Raw genomic sequence first — 25,292 nt, forward strand, 5'->3', positions numbered from 1 at the left:
CAGGGGCGTCCGTTTCGCGCAACGATCCGGCGGACGCCCCGTCCGATTCTCACGCGGATGAGACGCGGCCACCGGCTGTGGCCGGCTTCGGCTACTATCCCCCTCACCCGGGCAGACGCCCAGGCGCGACCACGCGTCCGTTCCCGCAAAAAACACCGACATGCCGTATTCCCAACAGCAGAAGCAAGAAGACCTGACGATCGTGGCCGCGGTCTGGGGCCTCACCGCCGTCATCTTCACCCTGGACATGGTGGCGGTCACCGGCCTGACGGTCTGGGTCTTCTACGTGATTCCGCAGTTGCTGTCCGTCAAACAGCGCAACCGCAACCTGCCGTTGATGCTGGCCGCGGTGCAGGCCGTGCTGCTGATCGTGGGCCTGTTCCCGCTGGCCACGACCCTCGTCGAGGTCCGCGTCGCCAATCGGATCATCAACATCCTGTCCGTATTCAGCGTGGCCTACCTGGCCTACGCGGTGATCGGCGCGCGCGAGCGCACCGAGCGCCTCCTGTGGCTGCAGCGCGGGCAGTCGGACATGGCCGCCGGCATGCTGGGCGAACTGGAGCTGGCGTCCGTCGGGCGGGGCATGCTGCAGGTGCTGGCGCGCTACGTCAACGCCCAGGTGGCCGCGCTGTACACCCATGAGCAAGGCCGCCTGGGCTTCGTGTCCGGCTATGCCTTCGACGCCCCGGATGGCGATGCCGGCACCCTGGGCCTGGCCCGCGAGGTGGCGCGCGACGGCAAGCCCCTGGTCGTCGACGACGTGCCGTCGGATCACGTGCGCATCAGCAGCGGCACCGGCGCCGCCGCGCCGCGCCGCCTGCTGATCGCGCCGGTCACGGCCGAGGGCCGCATCGTGGGCGTGGTCGAGCTGGGCTTTGTCAGCACCGACATGGACATGGACCGCGTCATCGAGCTGATGCGCATCCTGGCCGAGGACATGGGACAGGCGCTGAGCGCCGCCATGTACCGCCAGCGCCTGAAGGACGCGCTGGAAGAGACCGAGCGCCAGCGCGAGACCCTGCAGACGCAGCAGGAAGAGCTGCGTGTCACCAATGAGGAACTGGAAGAGCAGAGCCGCGCGCTGCGCGATTCGCAAGGCCGCCTCGAAGACCAGCAGAGCGAGCTGGAACAGACCAATGTCCGGCTGGAAGAGCAGGCCAACCGGCTGGAACGTCAGAAGCAGGATCTGCTGCGCGCGCAGCGCACGCTGGAGGCCAACGCCGACGAACTGACGCGCGCCAACCGCTACAAGTCCGAGTTCCTGGCGAACATGTCGCACGAATTGCGTACGCCGCTGAACAGCTCGCTCATCCTGGCGCAGATCCTGTCCGGGCACGATTCGGCCGCGCTCAGCAGCGACGAGGTGCGCCGCTACGCCCAGACCATCCATGCCTCCAACCAGGACCTGCTGACGCTGATCAACGACATCCTGGACCTGTCCAAGATCGAGGCCGGCCACGTCGACATCGTGGCCGAGCCGGTGTCGGTGGCGAGCGTGCTGCGGCCGTTGCAGTCCGTCTTCGAACCCATCTCGCGCGATCGCGGGTTGGCGATGCACATCGAGATCGACGCCGATACGCCGGCCACCTTCACCACCGATTCGAACCGCCTGCAGCAGGTGCTGAAGAACCTGCTGTCGAACGCGTTCAAGTTCACCGAGAAGGGCAGCGTCACGCTGCGCGTGCGCCCCGCGGGCGCCGACAGGGTGGCCTTCGACGTGCGCGACACCGGCATCGGCATCGCGCCCGACCAGCAGGACATCATTTTCGAGGCCTTCCGCCAGGCCGATGGCACCACCAGCCGCAAGTACGGCGGCACCGGCCTGGGCCTGTCGATCTCGCGCGAACTGGCGCGCCTGCTGGGCGGCGAGATCCGGGTGGCCAGCGAGCCGGGGCGTGGCAGCACCTTCACGCTGGAAGTGGCCACGGATCTGGAGGCCGGCACCTATTCGCGCGATGGTGTGATGGAGAACGAGGCACCGGCCGTCACGCCGGCCGCCAAGGCCGCGGCCGAAGCCGAGATGGCGGCCATCGCGGCCGCCAGCGCCGCGGCCAGCAAGCCCGCGGTCACCGCCTACGCGCCCGGTGGCGCATCCAAGCCCGTGCCGGGCGCGCCGTTGCCGCGCCGCCTGGACGACGACCGCGAGCGCCGCCAGCGGCCGCGCCTGGTCCTGGTCATCGAGGACGACGAACGCTTTGCCGGGGTGCTGTACGAAGTGGCCCACGAACTGGATTTCGACTGCATCCATGCCGTCACCGGCGAGGAAGCCCTGGCCCTGGCGCGCAGCCAGCAGCCCAGCGGCATCCTGCTGGACGTGAACCTGCCCGACCAGTCCGGCCTGAGCGTGCTGGAGCGCCTGAAGCGCGATCCGGTCACCCGCCACATCCCGGTGCACATGCTGTCGGTCCACGATCACCTGCAGACCGCGCTGGAGCTGGGCGCGGTCGGCTATGCCCTGAAGCCCGTGGCGCGTGAATCCGTGCTGGAGGCCTTCCAGAAAGTCGAGGCCCGCCTGCAGCAGCAGGTGCGCCGCGTGCTGGTGGTGGAAGACGATGCCGTGCTGCGCGAAAGCATCGGCCTGATGCTGAAGGCCGGCGACGTGGAGATCACCACCACGGGCACGGTGGCCCAGGCCCTGGAATACCTGGCGGCCGGTCACTACGACTGCATGGTCATGGACCTGATGCTGCCCGACGCCTCCGGCTACGACCTGCTGGAGCAGATGGCCAACGGCGAGAAGTACGCTTTCCCGCCCGTCATCGTCTATACGGGGCGCGCCCTGACCCGCGACGAAGAGCAGCGCCTGCGCCGTTACTCGCGTTCGATCATCATCAAGGGCGCCAAGTCGCCCGAACGCCTGCTGGACGAGGTGTCGCTGTTCCTGCACCGCATCGAGGCGGCGCTGCCGCAGGACCAGCAGCGCCTGCTGGCCCAGGCGCGCCAGCGCGATGCCGTGTTCGAGGGCCGCCGCATCCTGCTGGCCGAAGACGACGTGCGCAACGTCTATGCGCTGTCCAGCATCTTCGAACCGCTGGGCGCCAAGCTGATCGTGGCGCGCGACGGCCGCCAGGCGCTGGACCGCCTGGCCGCGCACGATGACATCGACCTGGTCCTGATGGACCTGATGATGCCCGAGATGGACGGCCTGACCGCCATGCGCGAGATCCGCCGGCAGCCCGCCTACGCGCGCCTGCCCATCATCGCGCTGACGGCCAAAGCCATGGCCGATGACCGCCGCAGTTGCCTGGAGGCGGGCGCCAACGACTACATCGCCAAACCCATCGACGTCGAGAAACTGGTGTCACTGTGCCGAGTATGGATGCCGAAGTAACGCCCCCGAACGACGCGGCGGCGCCGGACGCGCGCCAGCAATCGCTGCCGGACATCGAACTGAAACTGCTGCTCGAAGGCATCTACCAGCGCTACCAGCACGACTTCCGCGACTATTCGCAGGCGTCGATGCTGCGCCGCGTGCAGAGCGCCATGGAGCACTTCGGCTGCGCCACGGTGTCGCGGCTGCAGGACCGCATCCTGCACGAGCCCGCGGTGTTCGCGCAGTCGCTGCAGTACCTCACGGTGCAGGTCAGCGAGATGTTCCGCGACCCGGCCTATTTCCTGGTGCTGCGCACGCAGGTGCTGCCGGTGCTGCGCACCTATCCGTCCATCAAGATCTGGGTGGCGGGCTGCAGCAGCGGCGAAGAGGTCTGGTCGCTGGCCATCCTGCTGCATGAAGAGGGCATGCTGGAACGCAGCCTGATCTACGCCACCGACATCAACACCGACGCGCTGAAGGCCGCGCAGGCGGGCATCTACCCGATCGACCGCGCGCGGCAGTTCAACCGCAACTACGTGCTGGCCGGCGGCTGCCACGACCTGTCCGACTACTACACGTCCGACGATCACTATGTCCGTTTCGACCCGGCGCTGCGCAAGCAGATCGTATTCGCCGATCACAGCCTGGCCACGGACAGCGTGTTCTCGGAGGTGCACCTGGTGTCCTGCCGCAACGTGCTGATCTATTTCAATCGCGAGTTGCAGGACCGCGCCACCGGACTGTTCGTCGAGGCCCTGGTGCATCGTGGCTTCCTGGGGCTGGGCAGCAAGGAGACCATACGTTTTACCGCCCATGCCGACCGTTTCGCGGAGTTCCACGCCGACGAGAAGGTGTACCAGCGTATCTGAACACAATGCGCCGGCCGGGCACATGACCGTGCCCGGCCGGCAGGGAAGCGACGGACGGCGTGTGGCGCTTCGAGACCCGGTCAATGCAATGGGTCGATTGGCGCAATCGCGGCAATATCTGTATCGTCCCGAAGTTTCCTTATTTCCACTTCATCAATAGCGGGAGCCGGCGGAGTGTCCTCCGACATCAAAATCCTCGTCGTCGACGACGTGGAACAGAACCTGATTGCGATCGAGGCGGTGCTTGCCCGCCCGGGCCTTGTCGTGCGCAAGGCTTCATCAGGCGTTGAGGCACTGGAGATACTGCTGGCCGAAGAGGTTGCGTTGGCGCTGGTCGACGTACAGATGCCGCAGATGGACGGCTTCGAACTGGCCGAACTGATCCGCGGCAGCGAACGCACCCGTCACATTCCGCTGATTTTCCTGACCGCAGCCGCGCTGGAGCGCGATCACTACTTCCGCGGCTACGAAGCCGGCGCGGTCGATTTCCTGTACAAGCCGATCGATCCGCGCGTGCTGTGCAGCAAGGTCAACGTCTTCGTCGAGCTCTACACCCAGCGCGTGACGCTGGACAGCCAGTTGCAGGCGCTGCGCCGCGCGCTGCACCTGAACGAACTGTTCACCGCCGTACTGGGCCACGATCTGCGCAACCCCTTGTCGGCGGTCACGACGGCGGCGGCGATCCTGGTCAAGATCTCCGAGAATCCGATGGCGCTGTCGGCGGCTCAGCGCATCCAGCAAAGCACCTCGCGCATGTCCAAGATGGTCGAGCAACTGCTCGACGTCGCGCGCATCCGTTCCAATGGACTGGTGCTGCAGGTCACGCCGACGGACTACGCCGAACTGTGCACGCACATCGTCGACGAACTGGCCGCCACCGCGCCGCAGCGCGTGAAGTTCGAGGTGCGGGGCAACGTGCATGGCGACGCCGACGGAGACCGCCTGGCCCAGGTCGTATCCAATCTGCTGGGCAACGCCTTGCAGCACGGCGAGGCAGGCTCGCCCATCTGGCTCGAGGTCGATGGCAGCCATGCCGATCGCATCACGGTGCGCGTCAGCAACCGCGGCGTGATTCCGCCGCACCAGTTGCACGGCGTGTTCGAGCCGTTCCGCTCGGGCGAGATGGAGCAGCGCAGCCCCGAACGCGGTCCGGGCCTGGGCCTGGGTCTGTACATCGTCAAGAGTTTCGTCGAGGCCCATGGCGGCCAGGTCGGCGCGCACTCCGCCGCGCCGCAGGGCACCGAGTTCCATTTCACCATTCCGCGCCGTGTGCCGCCCGGCGGCACGCGTGGGCTCGATCCGCTGGGGCTCAGGCCGGTGGAACCGGCGCAAGGGGCAACCGCAGCAGGCGCGCCAACGCTCGCGCATCGCCCGGCGCCTTGACCTTCACGTCGTTGTCGAAATAGCAATAGATGTCGCGAGGCCCGGTCTTCGTCTTCGCGGGACCCGCGGCCCGGCGCGCGCCACGCGGTTCGCGCCCCTGCGACCAGGCCACGATACGCCGCTTCCAGTCGCGCAGCGCGTCCGGCGTATAGCCGCTGGCGTACAGCATTTCATCGCCGTGCAGGCGCAGATAGGCGAAGTCCGCCGTCACGTCCTCCATCAGCGGCCATTTGCCCGCCGTGTCGGCCGTCACCAGCGCCACGCCGTGGCGGCGCAGCATCTGCACGAATTCCGGACAGGCAAAGCTGTCGTGCCGCACCTCCATGGCATGGCGCAGCGCGCGGCGCTTGCCCGCCGGCGGCATGGGATGCCCGGCCACGCGCGCGTCGAAACGATGCGCCAGGCGCTCGGCGGCGGCGGTATCGCGCGGCAGGGCCTTCAGGAAGGCTTGCGTGACGCCTGCATCGAATCGCAGCGAAGGCGGCAGTTGCCACAGGAACGGCCCCAGCTTGTCGCCCAGCTCGCATACGCCGCTGGCGAAGAAGCGGGCCAGGGCTTGCTCCGGATCGCGCAGCCGCTTCACATGCGTGATGTACCGGCTGCCTTTCACGCTGAACACGAAGCCGCGCGGCGTGGCGTCGCGCCATTGCGCGAAGCGCTCGGGCCGTTGCAGGGAATAGAAGGTGCCGTTGATCTCGATGGTGGGCACCTGGTGGGAGGCATAGGCCAGTTCGTCGGCTTGAGGCAGATCATCGGGGTAGAACACGCCCCGCCATGGCGGGTAACGCCAGCCGGAGATCCCGATACGGATGGCGGCGTCGGTCATGGCGTGCGGGCGCAATGGGGGAGAGGGCGGGTGTGCTGCATGGAGGACGCCTCCAGACGGTTTGGCCGGGAAGGCCGGCGACGTAATCGGCATGCCAGCAATCATCGTGCCGGGGTGCGCGTGGGGGCTTTGAACGTGGGTGCGTTGTTTGAGCGTCTTGTTCTTGTGGCCGCCGCAGCGGGTCAGCCAGGGGCGCGCCGGCCAAGTCGCTCGGCTCGGGCGTGCCACCAAGCGCCCTCGGCCCCGCTGCGCGGGGGTTGACGGCCGATGGGATCACTTCCGCTTGGCCAACGACCCCGTCAGCTTGTCCAGCTCCTTGCTGTGGAGCAGGTCGATGCACTTCATCGTGTTGAACTCGCTGTCCACCGAGCCGCCGTACGTGCGTGCGGCAAACGACTGCGCCAGCTTCCGCAACTTGTCGTAGTCTTCGACCGTCTGATGGCCGAATTCCATATAGGCGCTGGCGGTCTTGTTCGCATCGTCGCGTTCCTCCGGATGCTTGGCCACCGTGGCCAGGCACACGCTCAAAGCCCAGTTCTTCAGCAGCGTCTTCTGCGAGTACGTGTCGATCAGCGGCTGGCCGGCCTTCGGCGTGTCCGCCGCGTGGGCCGGCGCCATCGCCAGCATCGCGCCCACGCCGGCGGCCGACAGCGTGGCCTTCAGCAGGGCGGTCCTGCCCGGAAGAAAGGTCTTCATTGCAGCTTCCAGATGGCGGCGGTGTCGGGCGTGAACGTGCCGTTTTCCGGGTCGTACAGGAAATGGCAGGTGTCCGAGCACGACGTGCCGTTCCACAGCGTGACGTGGCCGCGCGCATTGCTCCAGCCGTGGCCGCGCACCACGACGATGCCTTTCATGTTGGCGAAATCCGATGGCTTGGGCGATTTGACCGTCAGGTCCGGCTTGCCGAACGTGCGCTCCAGATAGGCCATCATGTCGTTGACGCGATACATGTACTGGCGATTGTCCGCGCCGCTGACGGTGGCATAGGCCCGGTTGCGCGGAATGGGAAACCCGGTGGCGTTCAATACGTAGCTCATGCGGATGGGGCAGGCGTTCTCGAAGCCGCCCGTGGTCATCTCGGTGTTCACCTTGACCTGCCCGCCGATCTTCTGCCCCACCTGCTTCACGGACATGTTGACTGCCGTGAATGCGCTCCACGCACTATTGAATGAGGGTCTTCTGGTAGCCATGTCAACTCAATATCTGAGGGGAAAGGCGCGTTGGCGAACATCCTCATGGACTACGGCTGGATGCAGTCTCGGTCTGTTGCCAGTGCGAGTACGCGTCGCATGGTAGCAGCGGAAAAAGCGCGCCGGGCCGATTGCACGGCCTCGAAACACACCTCTACATCCGAACACATTGGCAGGGTATTTGCGTCAGCTTCCGCTCAGTTGGCGCCAGCGGGCCTGGCTGGTGGCGTGACCCCCGTGTTCGCGGGAGAAAGCGAGGCCGGGCCTGCCGCATCGTCCGCCTGCGCGCCCTGGCCCTGCGCGGGATTCGCGGCGGGTTGCTGGGCGGCCTGCGCGGCGGGGGCTTCCCGCGCCTGCGGCAGGTAGTGCTGCAGCAGATCGAAGAACCCGCCGTAGAAGGCTTCGCGCGTCACCGTCAGGCTGCTGGTCTTGACCAGCGAATCGTCGCTGGAACCGACGGGCAGCGACACGGCGCCCAGCACGCTGACGCCCACGCTGGCCGAGCTGGCGCTCTTCTTCATCGAGAAGTCGTCCTGCACCGCGTTGGCGAACACCAGCGATTGCCTGCCGCCGCCGCCGCCTTCGGCGGTGCAGTTGATGGTGACGGTGATCTGTGTGTTGGCCTTGTCCTCGTCCTGGAAGTTCTTGTGGCCGGCCACCATATCGGCCTGCGTCTTGTCGATGTTGTAGCCCTGGCTCAGCAGGGCGCGGCGGCCCGCGTCGCAGGCGCGTCCGGGCGGCGCGTCGTACTTGCGCGAGAACGTGTTGGTGGTGCTCTGCGCGAAGTTCTCCTGTTCGTAGGCGGCCTTGGGCGATGAACAGCCGGCCAGTACGGCGAGCGCGGCGGCGCAGGGCAGGGCGGCGAAAGAGGCTTTGTTCATGAGCATCCTGGCGGCGGGTGAAAAAGCCAGTATCGATCAGCCGGGCGCCGGGGACGTGCTTCGATCCGTATACGCGGCAATAGGTTTGTAACCCCGCGACGAGGCCCGCCCTGACGAATCCGCCCACCGGGGCGACGCGCATCAACACACCTGTAACCCGTGAAGAAACAACCGCTCGAGGGCAAAACGCGTAGTGTCCTGCGTGGCGGCAAACAGATGCGGCACGTCACACCCATAAGCTTCACGCCGCGCCCGGTTGCGCACCGGCGACAACGGTCCGCCAGAACACCTCGGAGGGAGAAAGAGCATGCATGCACTGAAGCGGTACGCCGGCGTCTGCCTGGCGGCGGGTTTTGTTGCGTTCCTGGGCGGCTGCGCCACCCGGGGCGGCGAACAGGCCGCCATCGACATGCCCGGGCTGACGCAGCCCGTGGAAATCCTGCGCGACAAGCATGGCGTGTCGCACATCTACGCCCAGAACGAACACGACCTGTTCTACGCCCAGGGCTTCGCCGCCGCGCGCGACCGCCTGTGGCAGCTCGACTTGTGGCGCCGCCAGGGCGAGGGCAAGATGGCCGAGCAGTTCGGCCCGCGCTTCGTCGAACAGGACCGCGCCGCGCGCATGTTCCTGTACCGCGGCGACCTGGAAGCCGAGTTCGCCAGCTATCACCCACGTGGCAAGGCCATCCTGACCTCGTTCGCCGACGGCATCAACGCCTATGTCGATTGGGTCAAGGCGCATCCCGACCAGATGCCCGAGGAGTTCCGCATGACGGGCACGCAGCCGGGCTACTGGAGCCCGACCACCTCGCTGATCCGCCTGTACGGCCTGACCCGCAATGTGAAGGACGAGGTGAAGCTGGCGCAGCAGATCGCCACGGTGGGCGTGAACGCCGTGCAATCGCTCAGGGTGTTCGAACCGCCCATCGCCCTGCAGGTGCCGGCCGGCCTGGACGTGCGCCCGATCAACAAGAACGTGCTGGCCAGCTACAACCTGGCCCGCGATGGCCAGGCGTTCATCGCCGCCGACTTCCCGAACAGCCCGCTGGGCATGGCCGACCGCGCCAAGCTGGCGCAAACGCTGTCGTCCACGCGCATGGCGGCGCTGGATCCGCAGTTCGATCCGACCGCGCCGCGCTACGAGAGCAACAACTGGGTGCTGTCGGGCCAGCGCACGGCCACGGGCAAGCCGATCCTGGCGGGCGATCCGCACCGCTCGATCACCATGCCGTCGCTGCGCTACATGGTGCACCTGAATGCGCCGGGCTGGAACATCATCGGCGCGGGCGAGCCGTCGCTGCCGGGCGTGTCGATGGGCCACAACGACCGCATCGCCTTCGGCCTGACGATCTTCGCCTTCGCCGACGAGGAAGACCTGTACGTCTACGACACGAACCCCGCCAATCCCAACCAGTACCGCTACCGTGGGGCGTGGGAGGACATGCGCGGCGTGGACGAGCCGATCGCGGTGCGTGGCCAGGCAGGCGTGCAGGCCCGGGTCAAGTTCACGCGCCACGGGCCGGTCATCCATGAAGATCCGGTCAATCACAAAGCCTATGCGCTGCGCGCCGCGTACCTGGAGTTTCCGGGCACGGCCGCCTACCTGGCCAGCCTGCGCCTGAACCAGGCGCAGAACTGGAACGAGTTCGTGGCCGGCATGCAGCGCCACTACACGCCCAGTGAGAACATGGTCTATGCCGACGTGGACGGCAACATCGGCTGGTTCGGCGGCAGCATCGCGCCGATCCGTCCGCGCCAGGACTGGTCCGGCATGCTGCCCGTGCCGGGCGATGGCACCTTTGAATGGAACGGTTTCCTGAACCCGACCGCCTTGCCGGCCATCCAGAATCCGGCCGAGGGCTACATCGCCACCGCCAACGCGTACAACCTGCCCAACGACTTTCCCTACAAGGAGATGTCGGCCCGTTCGTGGGCCGATCCGTACCGCGTGCTGCGCATCCGCGAGGTGCTCAGCGGCGCGCAGGGCGCGACGGTGCAGACCTCGCAGCAACTGCAGTACGACAACCTGTCGCTGCCGGCGCGCAAGATGGCGCAGTACGCTCGCGGCCTGAACGTCGCCGATCCGCGCGTGGCCGACGGGCTGGGCCTGCTGAAGGACTGGGACGGCCGGGTGGATGCCGATTCGAAGGCCGCCACGGTGTACGAGTTCTGGATGCCCGAGGTCGTGGCGCGCGTCAGCGCGCTGTACGTGCCGCCCAACGGCCGCGAAATCATGGGCCCCCTGGCCACGGTGAAGGTGATGGAGAAGCTTGCCAGCCCGGATCCCGCGTTCGGCGCCCGGCCGCAGGAGGGCCGCGATGCGTTGCTGCTGGCCGCCCTGGCCGACGGCATGGCCAAGCTGCGTGCCAAGGTCGGCAATGACCAGGCGCGTTGGGAGTGGGGCAGCCTGCATCACATCCAGTTCGAGCATTCGCTGTCGCCGCTGCTCGATCCGCGGACCGCCCAGGCGTTCAGCACGCCGCGCTATCCGGTGGGCGGCGATAACGATACCGTGCACCGCGGCACCTTCCGCAAGTCCGACTTCCGCCAGATCAGTGGTTCGTCGTACCGGCAGGTGATCGACGTGGCCAACTGGGACAATTCGATGGCGCAGAACGTGCCCGGCCAGTCCGCCGACCCGCGCAGCCCGCACTACAAGGACCTGCTCGAGGGCTGGGCGACCGGCGAATACTTCCCGATGGCGTTCAGCCGGGCCAAGGTCGAGAGCGAGGCTGGCGACACCTTGCTGCTGCGTCCATCGGGCGGCCGCGCCACGGCGCCACGTTGAAGCCCGGACGGGGCGGCGCCAGGCGCGGCCTCGTCGTGTCCAGGCCGCCCGGTGCCGCCGCCCCTGTTACATGCGTGCGGCCGGGGCCGTCCGGCCTGGCGACGCGGGGCTTATCGCAAAATTCTCGACATTGGACTTGCGGACAGGTGGCAGGCGAAGGCCTGGCCGGTATAATTCCGGGCGGGCAGGTACGGATTTTTGCGGTCAGGCACGGCAGGGCGCGAGGCGCGCGGCCCGCAGCGGGCAACGCGAACAATAACAGGCCGGCCTGCGGTCCTGATCGCTGTCAAGCGCGCCATTTTCGAATGAATTGGGGTGATTTAGTCCGAAATCGCAGGATTTCGGACTAAATCATGTATCCGGCACCTGCATAGATGTATCATTCAGTAGCCAAAACCCATCGGCTGTCACATGGCCTAAATATCGAGGACTTAGCATCCAGCGTAATTCAGCCGGATGATCAGGGTATGCACGCAGCGCTTTCACCTTTCCGTCGTCCCGACACGCCGGGAGACCATCGCTGCGCAGGCGATCTGTCCCAGGATATGCCCACCATCGACGTGTCGGGCACCAACTCCACGGTCATGGAGATCTTCTCGTCTCGCCGCGACATGACCAGCCTGGCGGTGGTCGAGGGCGGGCGGCCCATCGGGCTGATCAACCGCAACATCTTCCTGTCTCAGATGAGCAAGCCGTTCCACCGCGAGCTCTACGACAAGAAGAGCTGCATCGCCTTCATGGACAAGGAGCCGCTCATCGTCGATGCCAACATGAGCATCGAGCAGCTCACCTTCAAGACGGTCGAATTCGGCGAGAAGGCGTTGGCCGACGGCTTCATCGTCACGCGCGAGGGGCACTTCGCGGGGCTGGGCAACGGCCTGCAGCTCATGCGCGCGGTGGCCGCCATGCAGGCCGAGAAAAACCGCCAGATCATGCAGAGCATCGAGTACGCCAGCGTGATCCAGCGCGCCATGCTGCGGGTCTCGCGCGAGGCGCTGACCGGCACGCTGCAGGACGCCACCCTGGTCTGGCAGCCGCGCGACGTGGTCGGCGGCGATTTCTACCATTTCGCGGCGCACCCGGACGGTTGGTTCGGCGCCGTGGCAGACTGCACCGGCCACGGCGTGCCGGGCGCCTTCATGACGCTGATCGCCTCGTCGGCGCTGTCCAAGGCGCTCGAACAGCTCGGCCCGCGCGACCCGGCCGCGCTGCTGTCGGCGGTCAACCGCAGCGTGAAGGGCCTGCTGGGCCAAGTCCACGGCGTGGACGAAACCCCGGAATCCGATGACGGCCTGGATGCGGCCTTCTTCTGGTTCGATGCCGCGCGCCACGAACTGCGCTTCGCCGGCGCCCGCATCGCGGTGCACATCCTGCGTCCCGGCGCCGAGAAGTTCGAGTCGCTGGCGGGCCAGCGCATGGGCGTGGGCTACGTGGACAGCCACGAAGACTACGCCTGGAGCGAAACCCGTACCGAGTTGCCGCCGGGCAGCCTGATGTTCATTACCACTGACGGCCTGACCGACCAGATCGGGGGCCCCCGCAAGATCGCCTTCGGCAAACGGCGCGCCTGCGAGGTCATCCTCGCCCACCGCGACGCGTCCGCCATCGACATCGGCGAGAAGCTCAAGCAGGCCCTCGCGCAGTGGCAAGGCGTCCAGGTTCGCCGCGACGACGTCACCCTATTTTGTGCCCGCATTCAGGAACATTGATGACCATCGAGCATCTGCTAGGCCAGGACAGTGCATTCTTCGATCTGGCCCAGCGTCGCAATGTGATTTTCTATCACAAGGGCTATTTTTCGCACAGCATCATCGCGGCCATGTCCGAGGTCGTGAAGCTGCAGCTCGAGGTGTCGGGCGTCAGCGGTCCGACCCGGCGCAAGCTGTTCTCGTCGTTCGTTGAACTGTCGCAGAACATCATTCACTATTCATCCGACGCGCTTCTGCCCGGCGGCCCCGACAGCGGCGCGCTGCGCGAGGGGGCCGTGTGCATCACCGCCGATGGCGACCGCTACCTGATGCTGTGCGTCAATCCGATCTCCACGGCGGGCGTCGCGGGGCTGCGCGACAAGCTCGAGCCGCTGCGCACCATGTCGCTGGAACAGATCAAGCAGGCATACAAGGTATCATTGCGTGCCGAGACCCCGGAAGACAGCAAGGGGGCGGGACTGGGGTTCCTGACCATGGCGCGAGACGCCAGCGCCCCTCTCGAATTCGCCTTTCATCCGCGTGCCGACGATTCCGGCACGACGCTGTTCTGCCTGAAAGCCATCATCTGAGCAAGTCGACGACCCGAGCCATGGACAATCTGTATATCGCCGCTACGGCAACGTCTCCCGAAGTCGATTTCCGCTTCGACCAACACCAGCTGTCGCTGAAGGGCGAGTCGTACCCCGAGAACGCCGCCGCCTTCTACACGCCCATCATCGAGCAATTGCGCGCCTACCTGGCCGGCTGCGATGGCGCGACGATCACCGCCGACGTGGCGCTGGCCTATTTCAACAGTTCCAGCACCAAGATGCTGTTCAGCATCTTCGACGCGCTGGACGAAGCCGCGCAATCCGGCAACCGCGTGAAGCTCAACTGGTACCGCGACGACGAGGACGAGACGATCCTCGAGTTCGGCGAAGAGTTGCAAGCCGACTTCCAGGCCATCGAGTTCACCGACTGCCCGGTTTCCGCACGATAAGGATATCGATGCCAGCTTCTGGTTCTTCCCAGGATGCCGCTACGAACGGCGCACCGGATCTCTTCAAGAGCGAAAACGACGCGCTCGACAAGGCCCGCTCCGCTTTCGAAAACCCGGATGCCAGTGGACAGGAGTACCGGCAGTCGCTGGGCGAGTTGATCGGGCACTTCGAGCGCCTGATGCGTGAAACCCGCCGGCTCATCGGCCGCAGCGACCGTGCCGAGCGTGAAATGCACGCGTTGAACATGCAGTTGCAGGCCCTGGCCCAGCAACTCGAATACCGGGCCACGCACGATGCCCTGACCGGCGTCTTCAACCGCAGCGCGGTCATCGAACTGGCCACCAAGGCGCTGGCCGAGGGCGACGCGGTCATGGTCGTGCTCGACATCGACTACTTCAAGCGCATCAACGACGAGTTCGGCCATCCCGCGGGTGACTCGGTCATCCTCGGCATCGTCACTTGCCTGCGCCGCATCGTCGGTGACGAGGGCATCATCGGCCGCGTCGGCGGCGAAGAGTTCACGGTGGTGTTGCCAGGCTATCAGTTGCAGCAGGCGGTCGAACTGGCCGAGGCCATGCGCGCCGCCATTGCCGAGCACCGATTCGAACCCCCGGTCGATCGCCAGATCACCGCCAGCTTCGGCCTCAGCGCCAACACGGGCGGCACCGATTTCGATGCCGCCTATGGCCTGGCGGACGAAGCGCTTTACGCCGCCAAGCGCAATGGGCGCAACTGTGTCGAGATCGCACAGCCGGCGCCGCCGGGCGCGGGATCCTGACGCACCACGCCGGCCGCCCACCCGTTGCGCGGGGCCCGGCCGGCTTTCTCCTTTCCCGGAATTTTCGCCTGGTTGCGCCTCGTGGTCGAGGCTCGTCCTTTTACGTGTGGTTGCCTGTTCCGGCTGCGTCTTAGGGTTGCTGTAAGCCCGCCAAAAATAGACTGAACGTCTCAGTTCATTTGGTGAGCCGAAATGCCCACGGAAAGCCAGCGTCCCGCCTCCGATTCCCGACCAGACTCATCGGACCCGTCCGCGCAGGCGCGCAAGACATCCTCGGCGGCGCCGGAACGGCCCAAGGATGACGAAGGCGCTGGCGGCGATGCCGGAGCAGAGGGACGCGAGAATCCGCCCAAGCGGCCCGGCAAGAAGCCGTTGATCATCCTGATCGCCGTGGTGCTGGTCATCGTGCTGGTGGCGCTGGTGTGGTGGTTCCTCACGCGCAACCAGGAATCCACCGATGACGCCTATACCGAAGGCGACGCCGTCAGCATGGCGACGCAGGTCGGCGGCTACGTGCAGGATCTGCAAGTCCGCGACAATGCCTTCGTGCACAAGGGCGACCTGCTCTTGCGCATCGACCCGCGCGACTACGTCACCCGGCGTGACACCGCGCGCGCGCAGGAGGGCCTGGCCGCCGCGCAGTACGAGCAGGCCAAGGTGCAACTGGCGCTGGCGCAGACACAGTACCCCGCCCAACTCGAACAGGCCCGCGCGCAGGAGATGCAGGCACAGGCGGCCCTCAAGCGTGCCCAGCAGTCGTACCAGCGCCAGCGCCGCGTCGATGCGCGGGCGACCACGCAGGAAAGCATCGACGCCGCGGATGCCCAACTGCGCGACGCCCGGGCGGCCGTGCAGTCGGCTCAGGCCCAGGTGCGCATCGCGTCGCAGTCGCCATTGCAGATCGACCAGGCCCGCACGGTGGTCGAGCAGCGCGCCAGGCAACTGGACCAGGCGCGCGCGCAGACCGCGCAGGCCGAGCTGGACTTGTCCCGGACCGAACTGCGCGCGCCCAGCGACGGTTGGGTGACGCGCCGCAACGTGCAACTGGGCAGCTTCGTGCAACCGGGGTCGGCGCTGTTCACGCTGGTGACGCCGCAGCGGTGGATCGTGGCGAATTTCAAGGAGTCTCAGCTGGGGCGCATGAATCCCGGCGACAAGGTCGACATCGCCATCGACGCCTACCCCGACCTGGAACTGTCGGGTCATGTGGAAAGCATCCAGCAGGGTTCCGGTTCGCGTTTCTCGGCGTTCCCCGCCGAGAATGCCACTGGCAATTTCGTGAAGATCGTGCAGCGCGTGCCGGTGAAGATCGTGATCGACAGCGGGCTGGATCCCGGGCAGGCGCTGCCGCTGGGCCTGTCCGTGGTGCCGACCGTGGTGGTGAAATGAGCGGCGCCCGCCGCGCCAAGCGCCCGGCCGCGCGAGTCGCGGGCGGCGCCGCGATCATGACCTCCCGGCGTGCGGCCAGGGAGGCCGCATGACGCGGGCCGCGGGCGCTGTCGGCGGGCAGCTCGGCTGGACGCCCCGCGCGAATCCCTGGGCGGTGGCGGTCATCGTCACGCTGGCGGCCTTCATGGAGGTGCTCGACACCACCATCGTCAACGTGGCCTTGCCGCATATCGCCGGCACCATGTCGGCCAGCTACGATGAGTCCACCTGGGCGCTGACCTCGTATCTGGTCGCCAACAGCATCGTGTTGCCCATCTCGGCCTTCCTGGGGCGGCTGATGGGCCGCAAGCGCTATTTCCTGTTGTGCATCGTGATGTTCACGGTGTGCTCGTTCCTGTGCGGCATCGCCACCGAATTGTGGCAACTGATCCTGTTCCGCCTGCTGCAAGGCTTCTTCGGCGGTGGCCTGCAGCCCAACCAGCAGGCCATCCTGCTGGATTACTTTCCGCCGGAAGACCGGGGCAAGGCTTTCTCGGTTTCCGCGGTCGCCATCATCGTGGCCCCGATCTTCGGGCCGACGCTGGGCGGGTGGATCACCGATACGTTCTCATGGCGCTGGGTATTCCTGATCAATGTGCCGGTCGGCGTGGTCACCACGCTGGCGGTGATGCAGTTCCTGGAGGACCCGCCCTGGGAGAAACAGGCCGGGCGCGGATCGCTGCGCATCGACTACATCGGCATCGGCCTGATCGCGCTGGGCCTGGGCTGCCTGGAGGTGACGCTGGACCGCGGCGAGAACCTGGATTGGCTGTCGTCCGATGTGATCCGCGTCTCGGCGGTGCTGACGGCCGTGGGGCTGGTGGGCGCGGTGTACTGGCTGCTGTACGCCAAGCGGCCCGTGGTGGATCTGCGCGCGCTGAAAGACCGGAACTTCGCGCTGGCCTGCGCGTGCATCTTCGGCTTCGCCACGGTGCTGTACGGCAGCGCGGTGCTGATTCCGCAGCTGGCGCAGCAGCAACTGGGCTACACGGCCATGTGGGCGGGACTGGTGCTGACACCCGGCGCGGCCATCATCATTTTCGTCATCCCCGTCATCAGCAAGCTCATGCCGCACGTGCAGACGCGGTTCCTGGTGGCCTTCGGATTCCTGCTGCTGGGCCTGTCGATGGTGTATTCGCACGGGCTGGCGCCCAATATCGACTACCGGACGCTGGCCACCATGCGCGCCACCCAATCGCTGGGCATCGGCCTGCTGTTCGTGCCGGTGACGACGCTGGCCTACATCACCTTGCCGCAACGCCTGAACGGCGATGGGACGGCGCTGTTCACCATGTTCCGCAACATCGCGGGGTCGGTCGGCATCGCCATGTCCTCGGCGCTGCTGCGCGACCGCACCCAGGTGAGGCAGGCCTATCTGTCGGAGCACCTCTCGCCGTATGACCCGTCTTTCCAGGAGACGCTGCAGCGAATGGCGCGCTCGATCCAGGATTACGCGCATGTGGCGGGCGACGCCACGCAGGCCGCGGCCGGACAGATGTACCGCACGCTGATCAACCAGGCGACGTTCCAGGCCTATCAGGACATCTTTGCGTATTGCGCCATCCTGGCCTTCTGCTTCGTGCCGCTGACGCTGCTGTTTTCCAACGTGAAGAGTTCGGGCGGCGCGCCCGGACATTGAGCCACGACGACATGACCTCTCTACGCCCGATTCCGTTTCGATGGGCCGTCATCGGTCTGGCCGTGCTGGCGGCCGGCTGCACGGTCGGACCCGACTTCCAGCCGCCCGATCCCCAGGCGCCCGCGCAGTATGGCGAGGCGGCGCGGCAGGAAGGCCGGCAGCCGGACGCGCCGTCGCGCGTGACCATGCAGTCCGAACCGGACCCGCGCTGGTGGCGGGGCTTCGGCGATCCCGTGCTGGACAGCCTGATCGAGCGTGCCGTGGCCGGCAATCTGACGCTGCGCATGGCGGTGCTGCGCATCGCGCAGGGGCGGGCGCAGACTCAGGCGGCGCAGGCGGCGGGCCTGCCCAGCATCAGCGCCACGGCCAGCTATAACCGCCAATTGCTCGGGCTGAAGGGCATCCTGCAGTCGCAGGACGCCAGCGGCAAGATCAAGCAGGCGGTCGGCGACGAGAACGCCGGCCAGGTCGATGGCGCGCTGGATTCGCTGAACCGGCCGACGGGCCTGTTCCAGGTGGGATTCGATGCCTCGTGGGAACTCGACCTGTTCGGTCGCGTGCGGCGTGCCGCCGAAGCCAGCGAGGCCCAGACTCAGCAAGCGGTGGAGAGCCGCAACGACGCGCTGGTCAGCCTGCAGGCGGAGGTGGCGCAGATCTATGCGCAACTGCGTGGCGCGCAGGCGCAGCGGCAGGTGCTGGACAGTCAGTTGGACAGCGCGCGCCAGACGCTGGAACTGACGCGCAGCCGCCAGCAATCGGGGTTGGCCAGCGAGCGGGATGTCGCCAGCCAGGCGGGGCAGGTCGCGCAACTGGAGTCCCAACTGCCGGCGACCGATGTCCAGGCGCAGCAGGCGCGCAACGGCCTGGCGGTGCTGCTGGGCCAGCCGCCCGGCGCGCTGGACCATGAGCTGGCCGCGCCCGCGGCGGTGCCCGCCGTGCCGCCCGAGGTTCCGGTGGGTCTGCCGGCGTCGCTGGCGCGCCGCCGTCCCGACGTGCGCCAGGCCGAAGCCGCCCTGCATGCGGCCACCGCGCAGATCGGCGCATCCATGGCGCAGATGTTCCCCGACCTCTCGCTGTCGGGCCAGTTCGGCAGCCGGGCGACCGATGCGGATTATCTGGGCCGTTGGGCCAGCCGCTTCTGGTCGGTCGGGCCGAGCGTGTCGCTGCCGCTGTTCCAGGGCGGCCGGCTGGTCGCCAACGTGCGCCTGGCGCGCGCGCAGCAGGCGCAGGCCGCGCTGAATTACCGGCAGACCGTGCTGGATGCGTTGCGCGATGTGGAGAACGCGCTGGTGGCCTATCGCAGCGACCAGACGCAACGCGCGGCCCTGCAGCGCGCCGTGGACGAAGCCGAGCGCGCGCACGGGCTGGCCCTGGATGCGTATCGCGCCGGGCTGGGCAGTTTCCTGGACGTGCTGTCGGCGCAGACGCGCGCGCAGCAGGCCCGGCAGTCCTGGGTGCGATCCAACCTGCAGGTCACCACCGACCTGGTGGCGGTGTACAAGGCCTTGGGCGGGGGCTGGCAGGACGATGCGCGCGCCCGATCCGCGCCGCCGCCGGTAGGCACCGTGGGCAATGCGGGGCAGGGCGCGCCGCCGCCGGAAACGCCGCAATGACGCATGAGGCTCCCGCACACCAGGCCGGCGTGGGCCGCAAGCAGGGCCAGGTGGTCGCCGCCGCCCGCGAACTGTTCCTGGCGCATGGCTTCGACGCCACGACCATGAACATGATCGCTTCCCGCGCGGACGTCTCCAAGGCCACGCTGTACGCCTACTATCCCGCCAAGGCACAGGTGTTCCTGGCCGTGATCCTCGACGAGAAGCAACGGCTGCACCAGGCGGTGGCCGACATCGGCCGCGACCCGACCCGATCCACCAGGGAGAAACTGCTGCAGTTCGGGCGTACCGCCATCTGCGGCTACAGCACGCCCGAGCACATCGCGTTCTTCCGCATGGTGATCGCGGCCACCTTGCGGTTTCCCGAGATCGGGCGGGCGATCGAGTCGGACATGCGTGCGCCGCTGCGGAACCTGGTCGCGGAGATCGTCGCGGATGGCGTGCGAACGGGCGAGCTGTCCTGCCCGGATCCCGGCGCCGCCAGCCGCATGCTGCTGGCCATGATGCGCGGCGATATGGTGATGACGATGCTGTTCGACCACGAGGCGGCGGAAGTCCTGCAGGCGGATATGGCGAGGCATGTCGAGAACAGCGTGGACGCGTTCATGCGGGCGTGGCACCCATGGCCGCCGGGCCAGAGCCGATCCCTCGACCCTCGGGGTTCCGCCCCGAGGTGACTGTCAATCCAGCTTCAGGCCGATCGTCCTGCCCAACTCCTGGTAGAACCGCACCTGTTCGCCGACGAACGTGCGCGTCTGGTCGGCGGGCATCAGGCGGGGGATGGACCCCATGCTTTCGACGGAGGCGCGCCACGGCGCGGTCTGCCGCAGCGTGTCCAACGCCTTGGCCCACGAGGCGCGCACCGGCGCGGACAGGCCCTTCGGCCCATACAGCGCGCTCCAGCCGCTGACCGCCTCCAGCGCGGGGACGCCGGCCTCGCGCGCGGTCGGCGCACCGGGCAAGTCCTTCAGGCGCTCGGGCGAGGTCGCCACCAACGCCCTGAGCTTGCCGCCCTTGACGGGGCCGACCAGCGACGTGACGTTGTTGCACGTGAAGTCCACTTCGCCGGCCAGCACCGCCGTGGTCGCGTCCGCGCCGCCCTTGTACGGAATCTCCACGGCGGCGCTGCGGGGCAGCCCGGATGACGACAGCAGCGCCTGCGCGGCCAGGTTCAGCACGGTGGCCGGGCCCGAGGTGCTGTAGTTCAGCTTGCCGGGCCGGGCCTTGATCGCGGCGAGCAGGTCCGCCAGCGTGCGATACGGCGAGCTGGCATTCACCACGCAGGCCATGGGATTCAATTCCAGCAGGCCCAGGATGGTGAAGTCGTCCCAGCGGTAGCCCAGGCTGGGCTGCAGCGCGGGCAGCACGGCCTGCGACCCTACGCGGGCCAGCAGCAGCGTGTAGCCGTCGGCCGCGGCCTCGCGCACGAACTGCGAGCCGACCGCGCCATTGGCGCCGCCCTTGTTCACGACGACCAGGGGTTCCCGGTAGACGCCGCGCAGGTGCGCGGACAGGTTGCGGGCGGCCATGTCGGCATCGCCGCCGGCCGAAAAGGGCACGACCACGGTGATGGGCCGGGAGGGATAGGCGTCGGCCAGGACGATGGCCGGGCAGGACAGCGGCAGGGCCAGCGCCAGCGCGCGCAGCGCGGGTCGCAGCCGTGCCGGGAGGGCGGGGCTGTGCATGGGGGCTCTCCGGTGCGCGGCTCAGTTGGCCTTCAGGTTGCGGCGGCTGACCACGGCCTTCCACATGACCGATTCGGTGCTGATGGTCTGCGCCAGTTGCTGCGGCGAGCTGGGCGCGGCGCTGCTGCCCTGGGCTTCCAGCGCCTTGCGCGTGTCGGCGTTGGCCAGCGCCTGGCCGACGTCGTGCTGGATCCTGGCGACCACGTCCTTGGGCGTGGCAGCGGGCGCCATCAAGGCGAACCAGCCCTGCGAATGCAGCTTGGGCAGGCCGGCCTCGGCGGCGGTCGGCAGGTCGGGCAGCATGGCGGAGCGGGTGGCGCCCGTGACGGCCAGCCCGCGCACGCGGCCGCTGGACACCAGCGGGGCCAGCGCCGCGATGTTGCCCACCACGAAATCGATGTGGCCGGCCATCAGGTCGGCATAGGCCGCGCTTTCGCCCTTGTAGGGCACGTGGATGGCGTTCAGCCCGGCCACGTCGGCCAGTTGCTCGGCGGCCATGTGGGTCTGCGTGCCCACGCCGGCCGAGCCGAAGTTGACCTTGCCCGGCCGTTGCTTCACGTAGTCGACCAGGCCTTGCAGGTCCTTCACCGGCAGCCTGGGATTGACCGCCACCACCATCGGGCCGGTGGCCACGTTGCTGATCAGCGCGAAGTCCTTCAGGCTGTAGGGCAGGGTCGAGTAGATGAACGGGTTCACGGTGAACATCGAGCCCGAGGCCAGCAGCAGCGTGTAGCCGTCGGGGTCGGCGCGCGCCACGCTCTCCGCGCCCACCAGGCCGCCCGCGCCGGGCTTGTTCTCGACCACCACGCTCTGTTTCCAGATCGCGCCCAGGCGCTGGCTGACGGCGCGCGCGATGCTGTCGGTGGCGCCGCCCGCCGTGAAGGGCACGATCACGCGCACCGGTTTGTCGGGCCAGTCCGCGGCCCGCGCGGGCACGGCGCCCAGACAGGCCCCCGCCATGGCCAGGGCCAGCGCCAGGCTCCTGATCAGCAGCGCGCGCCGGGGCCGGGCGCGCGCCGGCAGGGCGGCGGATGAGTCGGAAAGTGGACGAGTACAGCCTGGTGTGCGATGCATGCTTGTCTCCGTTGATGTTCTTGAGAGCGCGCCGCGTCTGGGTGCGGCTGCGTGTGCTGCGCGGATGCGGGAAAGCGGATGGCGTGAATGCGCGGGGGGCTGGCATGCGCCATGTCGCACGGATGGGCCGTGCGACGCCCGCGGGCCGTGTGGGCGGCGCCGCCGCGTCTCGTGGCGCGGCGTGCGTGAAAAAGTATTGGTGATTGAACAGGCTTTGCAAAGCGAGTATTTTTCGGCGTGAGCGAAAGCAAAACTTTACGAACGGCGCCCGCACAGGAGACAAATTCCGCCATCGCCATCCGGCGCCGGGGGAATCCATGGCACGGGTCCAAGGCCATCCCGAAGAGGAGCCGCGCCATGTCGTCCATCCGTACCCTCAAGACCTTTCTTGCCGTGGCGCGCCACGGCTCGTTCGCCGCCGCCGGCAAGCACATCGGCCTGACGCCCGCGGCGGTGGGCCTGCAGATCCGCGCGCTGGAGACCGAGCTGCGCTGCCAACTGTTCGACCGTGGCGCGCGCGCCGCCGTGCTCAATCCCTCGGCGCGCAGGCTGCTGCCGCAGATCCAGGAGCTGGTGCGGGATTACGAAGACCTGGCCGATGCCGGAGAAGCCGACGGGCTGTCGGGCTCGGTGGTGATGGGCGCGCTGGTCTCGGCGCTGATGGGTGCCTTTTCCGACGCGCTCTGGAGCCTGAAGCGCGACCACCCGCGGCTGGACGTGCGCCTGTACGCGGGCATGTCCAGCGACTTCGCGCAGCGGGTCGAGGCGGGCGAGCTGGATGCCGCGGTGGTGACGCAGCCGCCGCGCGCGCTGCCCAGCATGATGGTCTGGACCCCGCTCTACAGCGAGCCGCTGGTATTGGTCGTGCCGCGCCAGCCGCACTTCACGTTGCCGACCGATCCGGTGGATGCGCTGCGCAGCGCGCCGTTCCTGCGGTTCGACCATGGCACCTGGACGGGCTATCTGGTGGACGAGGCGGTGCGGCAATGCGGCGCCGCGGTGCAGGTGGGCATGGAGCTGAACTCGGTGGAAGCCATCGTCGAACTGGTGCGCCAGGGGATGGGCATCTCCATCGTGCCCCAACTGGCCAACGTGGCCTGGCACCGCGACCGGGCGTTGCGGGTGATCCCGCTGCCCGGCGTGGAGGTGCACCGGCACGTGGGCCTGCTGGAACGCCGCCAGCATGCGCGCCACCGCTTCACCAACGCCGTGAAATCCTACTTCTCGAACCGATCCCGTACCACCGGCCGGCGGCGGTGACGCCCCGCCCCAACATCGAGGGGGCCTCGCGACCGCCGGCAATATCGACACAAAAATTGAATCAAACATAACTTGATTCAAAATCACAGAACCAATAAACTGCCCCCATCGCAGTCCACATTCCCCGCGCGCCGTGTCTGTCGAGCGGCCCGCCATCGTCGGAGCCACAAACGCATGTCAGGAGCACACCTGGTCACCCGAGCACTGTCGCGTGCCGGCGTCAAGACCGTCTTCAGCCTGTCCGGCAACCAGATCATGCCGATCTACGACGCCTGTATCGACGCGGGCATCCGCATCGTGCACGTGCGCCACGAAGCCGCTGCCGTGCACATGGCCGACGCCTGGGCGCAACTGACGGGACAGGTCGGCGTGGCCCTGCTGACGGCCGCTCCCGGCATCACCAATGGCCTGTCGCCGCTGTATTCCGCCCGCATGGCGGAAAGCCCGGTGCTGGTGCTGTCGGGCGATTCGCCGTTGTCGGCCGATGGCACGGGGCCATTCCAGGAACTGGCGCAGATCGAGATCACCCGGCCGCTGGTCAAGCGATCGCTGCGGCCCACGCGGGCGGCGGCGCTGGACCGCGACGTGACCGAGGCGATGCAGACCGCGTTGTCGGGCCGGCCGGGTCCGGTGCACGTGGCCTTGCCCTTCGACCTGTTGCAGCAAGCGGTGGAGGAAGATGGCTCGCCATGTCCCGAGGCGCCCGCGCGCCAGCGCACCGGCTTGCCGGAACAACAGGCGCGGGCCATCGCGCAGCGCCTGGCGCAGGCGCAGCGCCCGCTGGTGCTGGTGGGACCGATGCTCAATGCCAGCCGCGCGGCGGCGCTGCTGGAGGCGGCGCGGGAAACCCTGCGGGCGCCCATCATCCCCATGGAAAGCCCGCGCGGCCTGCGTGATCCCTCTTTGGGCACGTTCGCCGGCTGCCTGGCCGAGGCCGATCTGGTGCTGCTGCTGGGCAAGCCGCTGGACTTCACGGTGGCGCATGGCAAGACGCCGTCGTTCCATGCCGAGGCGGGCGTCATCGTGGTCGATCCCGACGCCGCCCTGCTGGAACGCGCCATTGAGGGCCTGGGGCCGCGCCTGCGTGAGCACGCACAGGCCGACGCCGACGCCGCCTTGCAGGCGCTGTGCCAGGCGGGCGCCGCGCCATCGCCGCGCGGCGATTGGCTGGCCCGCGTGGAGGCGGCCATCGCGTCACGCCAGTTGGCGGCCGGCGCGGGCGGCTCCTCCGATGCGGCAAAACTCTTGCCGCAGGCCATCTGCGGCGAGGTGCAGAGGGCGCTGGACCAGGCCGACGATCCGATCCTGATCTGCGATGGCGGCGAATTCGGCCAATGGGCGCAGGCTTTCTGCCACGCGCCCACGCGCGTCATCAACGGAGTGTCGGGCGCCATCGGGGGAGGCTTGTGCTATGCCATCGCGGCCAGCCTGGCGCGGCCCGGCGCCACCATCTTCACGCTGATGGGTGACGGCACGGTGGGCTTTCATCTGTCGGAGTTCGAGACCGCCGCCCGCGAAGGCGCGCGTTTCGTGGCGGTGGTGGGCAACGATGCCCGCTGGAACGCCGAGCACGTCATCCAGATGCGCGAGTACGGCGCCGACCGCCTGTACGGCTGCCAGCTCAGCGCCGCAGCGCGCTATGACCAGGCCGCGCAGGCGTTGGGCGCACACGGCGGCTATGCCGACACCCTGGACGATCTACGCCAGGCGCTGGCAGCCGCCGTCAACAGCGGCAAGCCGGCCTGCCTGGACATCCGCATGGACGGCCAGGCAGCGCCGTCCTTCGCCAGTACGGGCGTGGCCGCCAAGGGCCCGCACTGACAGGCTGACCGACGCGGCGGCGCCGCGCTTCCCCCACCAGCACATCGAGGGTAGA

At 67.8% G+C, this 25,292-nt stretch carries 20 protein-coding genes; 14 read left to right on the top strand and 6 right to left on the bottom strand.

From position 1 onward, the window contains the following. Window positions 1-160 precede the first annotated feature (160 nt). From A6745_RS29570 to A6745_RS15770, 3 genes are all read left to right on the top strand, one after another. Complete coding sequence (locus A6745_RS29570; protein ID WP_082853103.1) at window positions 161-3,331, top strand: response regulator; 3,171 nt, start codon at window positions 161-163, stop codon at window positions 3,329-3,331. Then, window positions 3,316-4,182, top strand: a complete 867-nt coding sequence (locus tag A6745_RS15765; protein WP_066129000.1) for a CheR family methyltransferase — start codon at window positions 3,316-3,318, stop codon at window positions 4,180-4,182. The genes A6745_RS29570 and A6745_RS15765 overlap by 16 nt, the downstream gene beginning before the upstream one ends. Before the next feature lie 174 nt (window positions 4,183-4,356). Continuing rightward, the gene (locus A6745_RS15770) at window positions 4,357-5,565 is read left to right on the top strand and encodes a hybrid sensor histidine kinase/response regulator (protein ID WP_066129003.1); all 1,209 of its coding nucleotides are present in this window, start codon (window positions 4,357-4,359) and stop codon (window positions 5,563-5,565) included. Here A6745_RS15770 and A6745_RS15775 read toward each other — a convergent pair. The 4 genes from A6745_RS15775 to A6745_RS15790 all read right to left on the bottom strand — a co-directional run bounded on the left by A6745_RS15775 (window position 5,492) and on the right by A6745_RS15790 (window position 8,462). Then, window positions 5,492-6,391, bottom strand: coding sequence for a DUF72 domain-containing protein (locus A6745_RS15775; RefSeq protein ID WP_066131272.1), 900 nt, complete (start codon window positions 6,389-6,391; stop codon window positions 5,492-5,494). The two genes, A6745_RS15770 and A6745_RS15775, sit on opposite strands and share 74 nt — an antisense overlap. 273 nt (window positions 6,392-6,664) lie before the next feature. Beyond that, window positions 6,665-7,087, bottom strand: a complete 423-nt coding sequence (locus A6745_RS15780; RefSeq protein WP_197488172.1) for a T6SS amidase immunity protein Tai4 family protein — start codon at window positions 7,085-7,087, stop codon at window positions 6,665-6,667. After that, a complete protein-coding gene (locus A6745_RS15785; RefSeq protein ID WP_231886030.1) occupies window positions 7,084-7,524 on the bottom strand; it encodes a type VI secretion system amidase effector protein Tae4 in 441 nt (146 codons plus the stop codon). Before A6745_RS15785 ends, A6745_RS15780 begins: the two co-directional genes overlap by 4 nt. A 254-nt stretch (window positions 7,525-7,778) precedes the next feature. After that, complete coding sequence (locus A6745_RS15790; protein ID WP_066129009.1) at window positions 7,779-8,462, bottom strand: DUF2242 domain-containing protein; 684 nt, start codon at window positions 8,460-8,462, stop codon at window positions 7,779-7,781. A 307-nt stretch (window positions 8,463-8,769) separates the two neighbouring features. Between A6745_RS15790 and A6745_RS15795 the strand changes: the two genes are divergently transcribed. From A6745_RS15795 to A6745_RS15835, 9 genes are all read left to right on the top strand, one after another. After that, window positions 8,770-11,250 carry a penicillin acylase family protein gene (locus A6745_RS15795; RefSeq protein WP_066129012.1) on the top strand — a complete coding sequence of 827 codons (2,481 nt, stop codon included), beginning with the start codon at window positions 8,770-8,772 and terminating at the stop codon, window positions 11,248-11,250. Between the two features lie 467 nt (window positions 11,251-11,717). Next, window positions 11,718-12,959: a SpoIIE family protein phosphatase gene (locus tag A6745_RS15800; protein ID WP_066129016.1), complete on the top strand. Its 1,242-nt coding sequence runs from the start codon at window positions 11,718-11,720 to the stop codon at window positions 12,957-12,959. A 5-nt stretch (window positions 12,960-12,964) separates the two neighbouring features. After that, window positions 12,965-13,528, top strand: a complete 564-nt coding sequence (locus A6745_RS15805) for a SiaB family protein kinase (RefSeq protein ID WP_156513463.1) — start codon at window positions 12,965-12,967, stop codon at window positions 13,526-13,528. Window positions 13,529-13,548: 20 nt separating this feature from the next. After that, window positions 13,549-13,938, top strand: coding sequence for a DUF1987 domain-containing protein (locus A6745_RS15810; RefSeq protein ID WP_066129023.1), 390 nt, complete (start codon window positions 13,549-13,551; stop codon window positions 13,936-13,938). Between the two features lie 8 nt (window positions 13,939-13,946). Beyond that, window positions 13,947-14,717: a GGDEF domain-containing protein gene (locus A6745_RS15815; protein ID WP_066129027.1), complete on the top strand. Its 771-nt coding sequence runs from the start codon at window positions 13,947-13,949 to the stop codon at window positions 14,715-14,717. A 192-nt stretch (window positions 14,718-14,909) separates the two neighbouring features. Next, on the top strand, window positions 14,910-16,106 hold the full coding sequence (locus tag A6745_RS15820; RefSeq protein WP_082853105.1) for an HlyD family secretion protein: 1,197 nt from the start codon (window positions 14,910-14,912) through the stop codon (window positions 16,104-16,106). Between the two features lie 88 nt (window positions 16,107-16,194). Further along, entirely contained in the window at window positions 16,195-17,784 is a 1,590-nt protein-coding gene (locus A6745_RS15825; RefSeq protein WP_066129030.1) for a DHA2 family efflux MFS transporter permease subunit, read from the top strand. Between the two features lie 11 nt (window positions 17,785-17,795). After that, window positions 17,796-19,397, top strand: coding sequence for an efflux transporter outer membrane subunit (locus tag A6745_RS15830; RefSeq protein ID WP_066129033.1), 1,602 nt, complete (start codon window positions 17,796-17,798; stop codon window positions 19,395-19,397). Then, a complete protein-coding gene (locus tag A6745_RS15835) occupies window positions 19,394-20,074 on the top strand; it encodes a TetR/AcrR family transcriptional regulator (protein ID WP_066129037.1) in 681 nt (226 codons plus the stop codon). The genes A6745_RS15830 and A6745_RS15835 overlap by 4 nt, the downstream gene beginning before the upstream one ends. A 3-nt stretch (window positions 20,075-20,077) precedes the next feature. Here the strand turns inward: A6745_RS15835 and A6745_RS15840 are convergent, their stop codons facing one another. Beyond that, window positions 20,078-21,082, bottom strand: a complete 1,005-nt coding sequence (locus A6745_RS15840) for a Bug family tripartite tricarboxylate transporter substrate binding protein (RefSeq protein WP_066129040.1) — start codon at window positions 21,080-21,082, stop codon at window positions 20,078-20,080. A 21-nt stretch (window positions 21,083-21,103) separates the two neighbouring features. Next, window positions 21,104-22,156 carry a Bug family tripartite tricarboxylate transporter substrate binding protein gene (locus A6745_RS15845; RefSeq protein ID WP_082853106.1) on the bottom strand — a complete coding sequence of 351 codons (1,053 nt, stop codon included), beginning with the start codon at window positions 22,154-22,156 and terminating at the stop codon, window positions 21,104-21,106. A gap of 357 nt (window positions 22,157-22,513) precedes the next feature. Here A6745_RS15845 and A6745_RS15850 point away from each other — a divergent pair, with 357 nt between their 5' ends. After that, complete coding sequence (locus tag A6745_RS15850; RefSeq protein WP_066129046.1) at window positions 22,514-23,416, top strand: LysR family transcriptional regulator; 903 nt, start codon at window positions 22,514-22,516, stop codon at window positions 23,414-23,416. A 174-nt stretch (window positions 23,417-23,590) separates the two neighbouring features. After that, on the top strand, window positions 23,591-25,237 hold the full coding sequence (locus A6745_RS15855) for a thiamine pyrophosphate-binding protein (RefSeq protein WP_066129049.1): 1,647 nt from the start codon (window positions 23,591-23,593) through the stop codon (window positions 25,235-25,237). Window positions 25,238-25,292: the final 55 nt, after the last annotated feature.

This window comes from Bordetella ansorpii (assembly GCF_900078705.1).
In the GTDB taxonomy this organism is placed as follows: Bacteria; Pseudomonadota; Gammaproteobacteria; order Burkholderiales; family Burkholderiaceae_B; genus Bordetella; species Bordetella ansorpii_A.

Coding starts and splice junctions, on each gene's coding strand:
- A6745_RS15845 (WP_082853106.1), bottom strand. CDS start 22,156: ATGCATCGCACACCAGGCTGTACTCGTCCACTTTCCGACTCATCCGCC.
- A6745_RS15855 (WP_066129049.1), top strand. CDS start 23,591: ATGTCAGGAGCACACCTGGTCACCCGAGCACTGTCGCGTGCCGGCGTC.
- A6745_RS15790 (WP_066129009.1), bottom strand. CDS start 8,462: ATGAACAAAGCCTCTTTCGCCGCCCTGCCCTGCGCCGCCGCGCTCGCC.
- A6745_RS15765 (WP_066129000.1), top strand. CDS start 3,316: ATGGATGCCGAAGTAACGCCCCCGAACGACGCGGCGGCGCCGGACGCG.
- A6745_RS15795 (WP_066129012.1), top strand. CDS start 8,770: ATGCATGCACTGAAGCGGTACGCCGGCGTCTGCCTGGCGGCGGGTTTT.
- A6745_RS15825 (WP_066129030.1), top strand. CDS start 16,195: ATGACGCGGGCCGCGGGCGCTGTCGGCGGGCAGCTCGGCTGGACGCCC.
- A6745_RS15840 (WP_066129040.1), bottom strand. CDS start 21,082: ATGCACAGCCCCGCCCTCCCGGCACGGCTGCGACCCGCGCTGCGCGCG.
- A6745_RS15830 (WP_066129033.1), top strand. CDS start 17,796: ATGACCTCTCTACGCCCGATTCCGTTTCGATGGGCCGTCATCGGTCTG.
- A6745_RS15775 (WP_066131272.1), bottom strand. CDS start 6,391: ATGACCGACGCCGCCATCCGTATCGGGATCTCCGGCTGGCGTTACCCG.
- A6745_RS29570 (WP_082853103.1), top strand. CDS start 161: ATGCCGTATTCCCAACAGCAGAAGCAAGAAGACCTGACGATCGTGGCC.
- A6745_RS15800 (WP_066129016.1), top strand. CDS start 11,718: ATGCACGCAGCGCTTTCACCTTTCCGTCGTCCCGACACGCCGGGAGAC.
- A6745_RS15810 (WP_066129023.1), top strand. CDS start 13,549: ATGGACAATCTGTATATCGCCGCTACGGCAACGTCTCCCGAAGTCGAT.
- A6745_RS15835 (WP_066129037.1), top strand. CDS start 19,394: ATGACGCATGAGGCTCCCGCACACCAGGCCGGCGTGGGCCGCAAGCAG.
- A6745_RS15820 (WP_082853105.1), top strand. CDS start 14,910: ATGCCCACGGAAAGCCAGCGTCCCGCCTCCGATTCCCGACCAGACTCA.
- A6745_RS15815 (WP_066129027.1), top strand. CDS start 13,947: ATGCCAGCTTCTGGTTCTTCCCAGGATGCCGCTACGAACGGCGCACCG.
- A6745_RS15785 (WP_231886030.1), bottom strand. CDS start 7,524: ATGTCCGTGAAGCAGGTGGGGCAGAAGATCGGCGGGCAGGTCAAGGTG.
- A6745_RS15780 (WP_197488172.1), bottom strand. CDS start 7,087: ATGAAGACCTTTCTTCCGGGCAGGACCGCCCTGCTGAAGGCCACGCTG.
- A6745_RS15850 (WP_066129046.1), top strand. CDS start 22,514: ATGTCGTCCATCCGTACCCTCAAGACCTTTCTTGCCGTGGCGCGCCAC.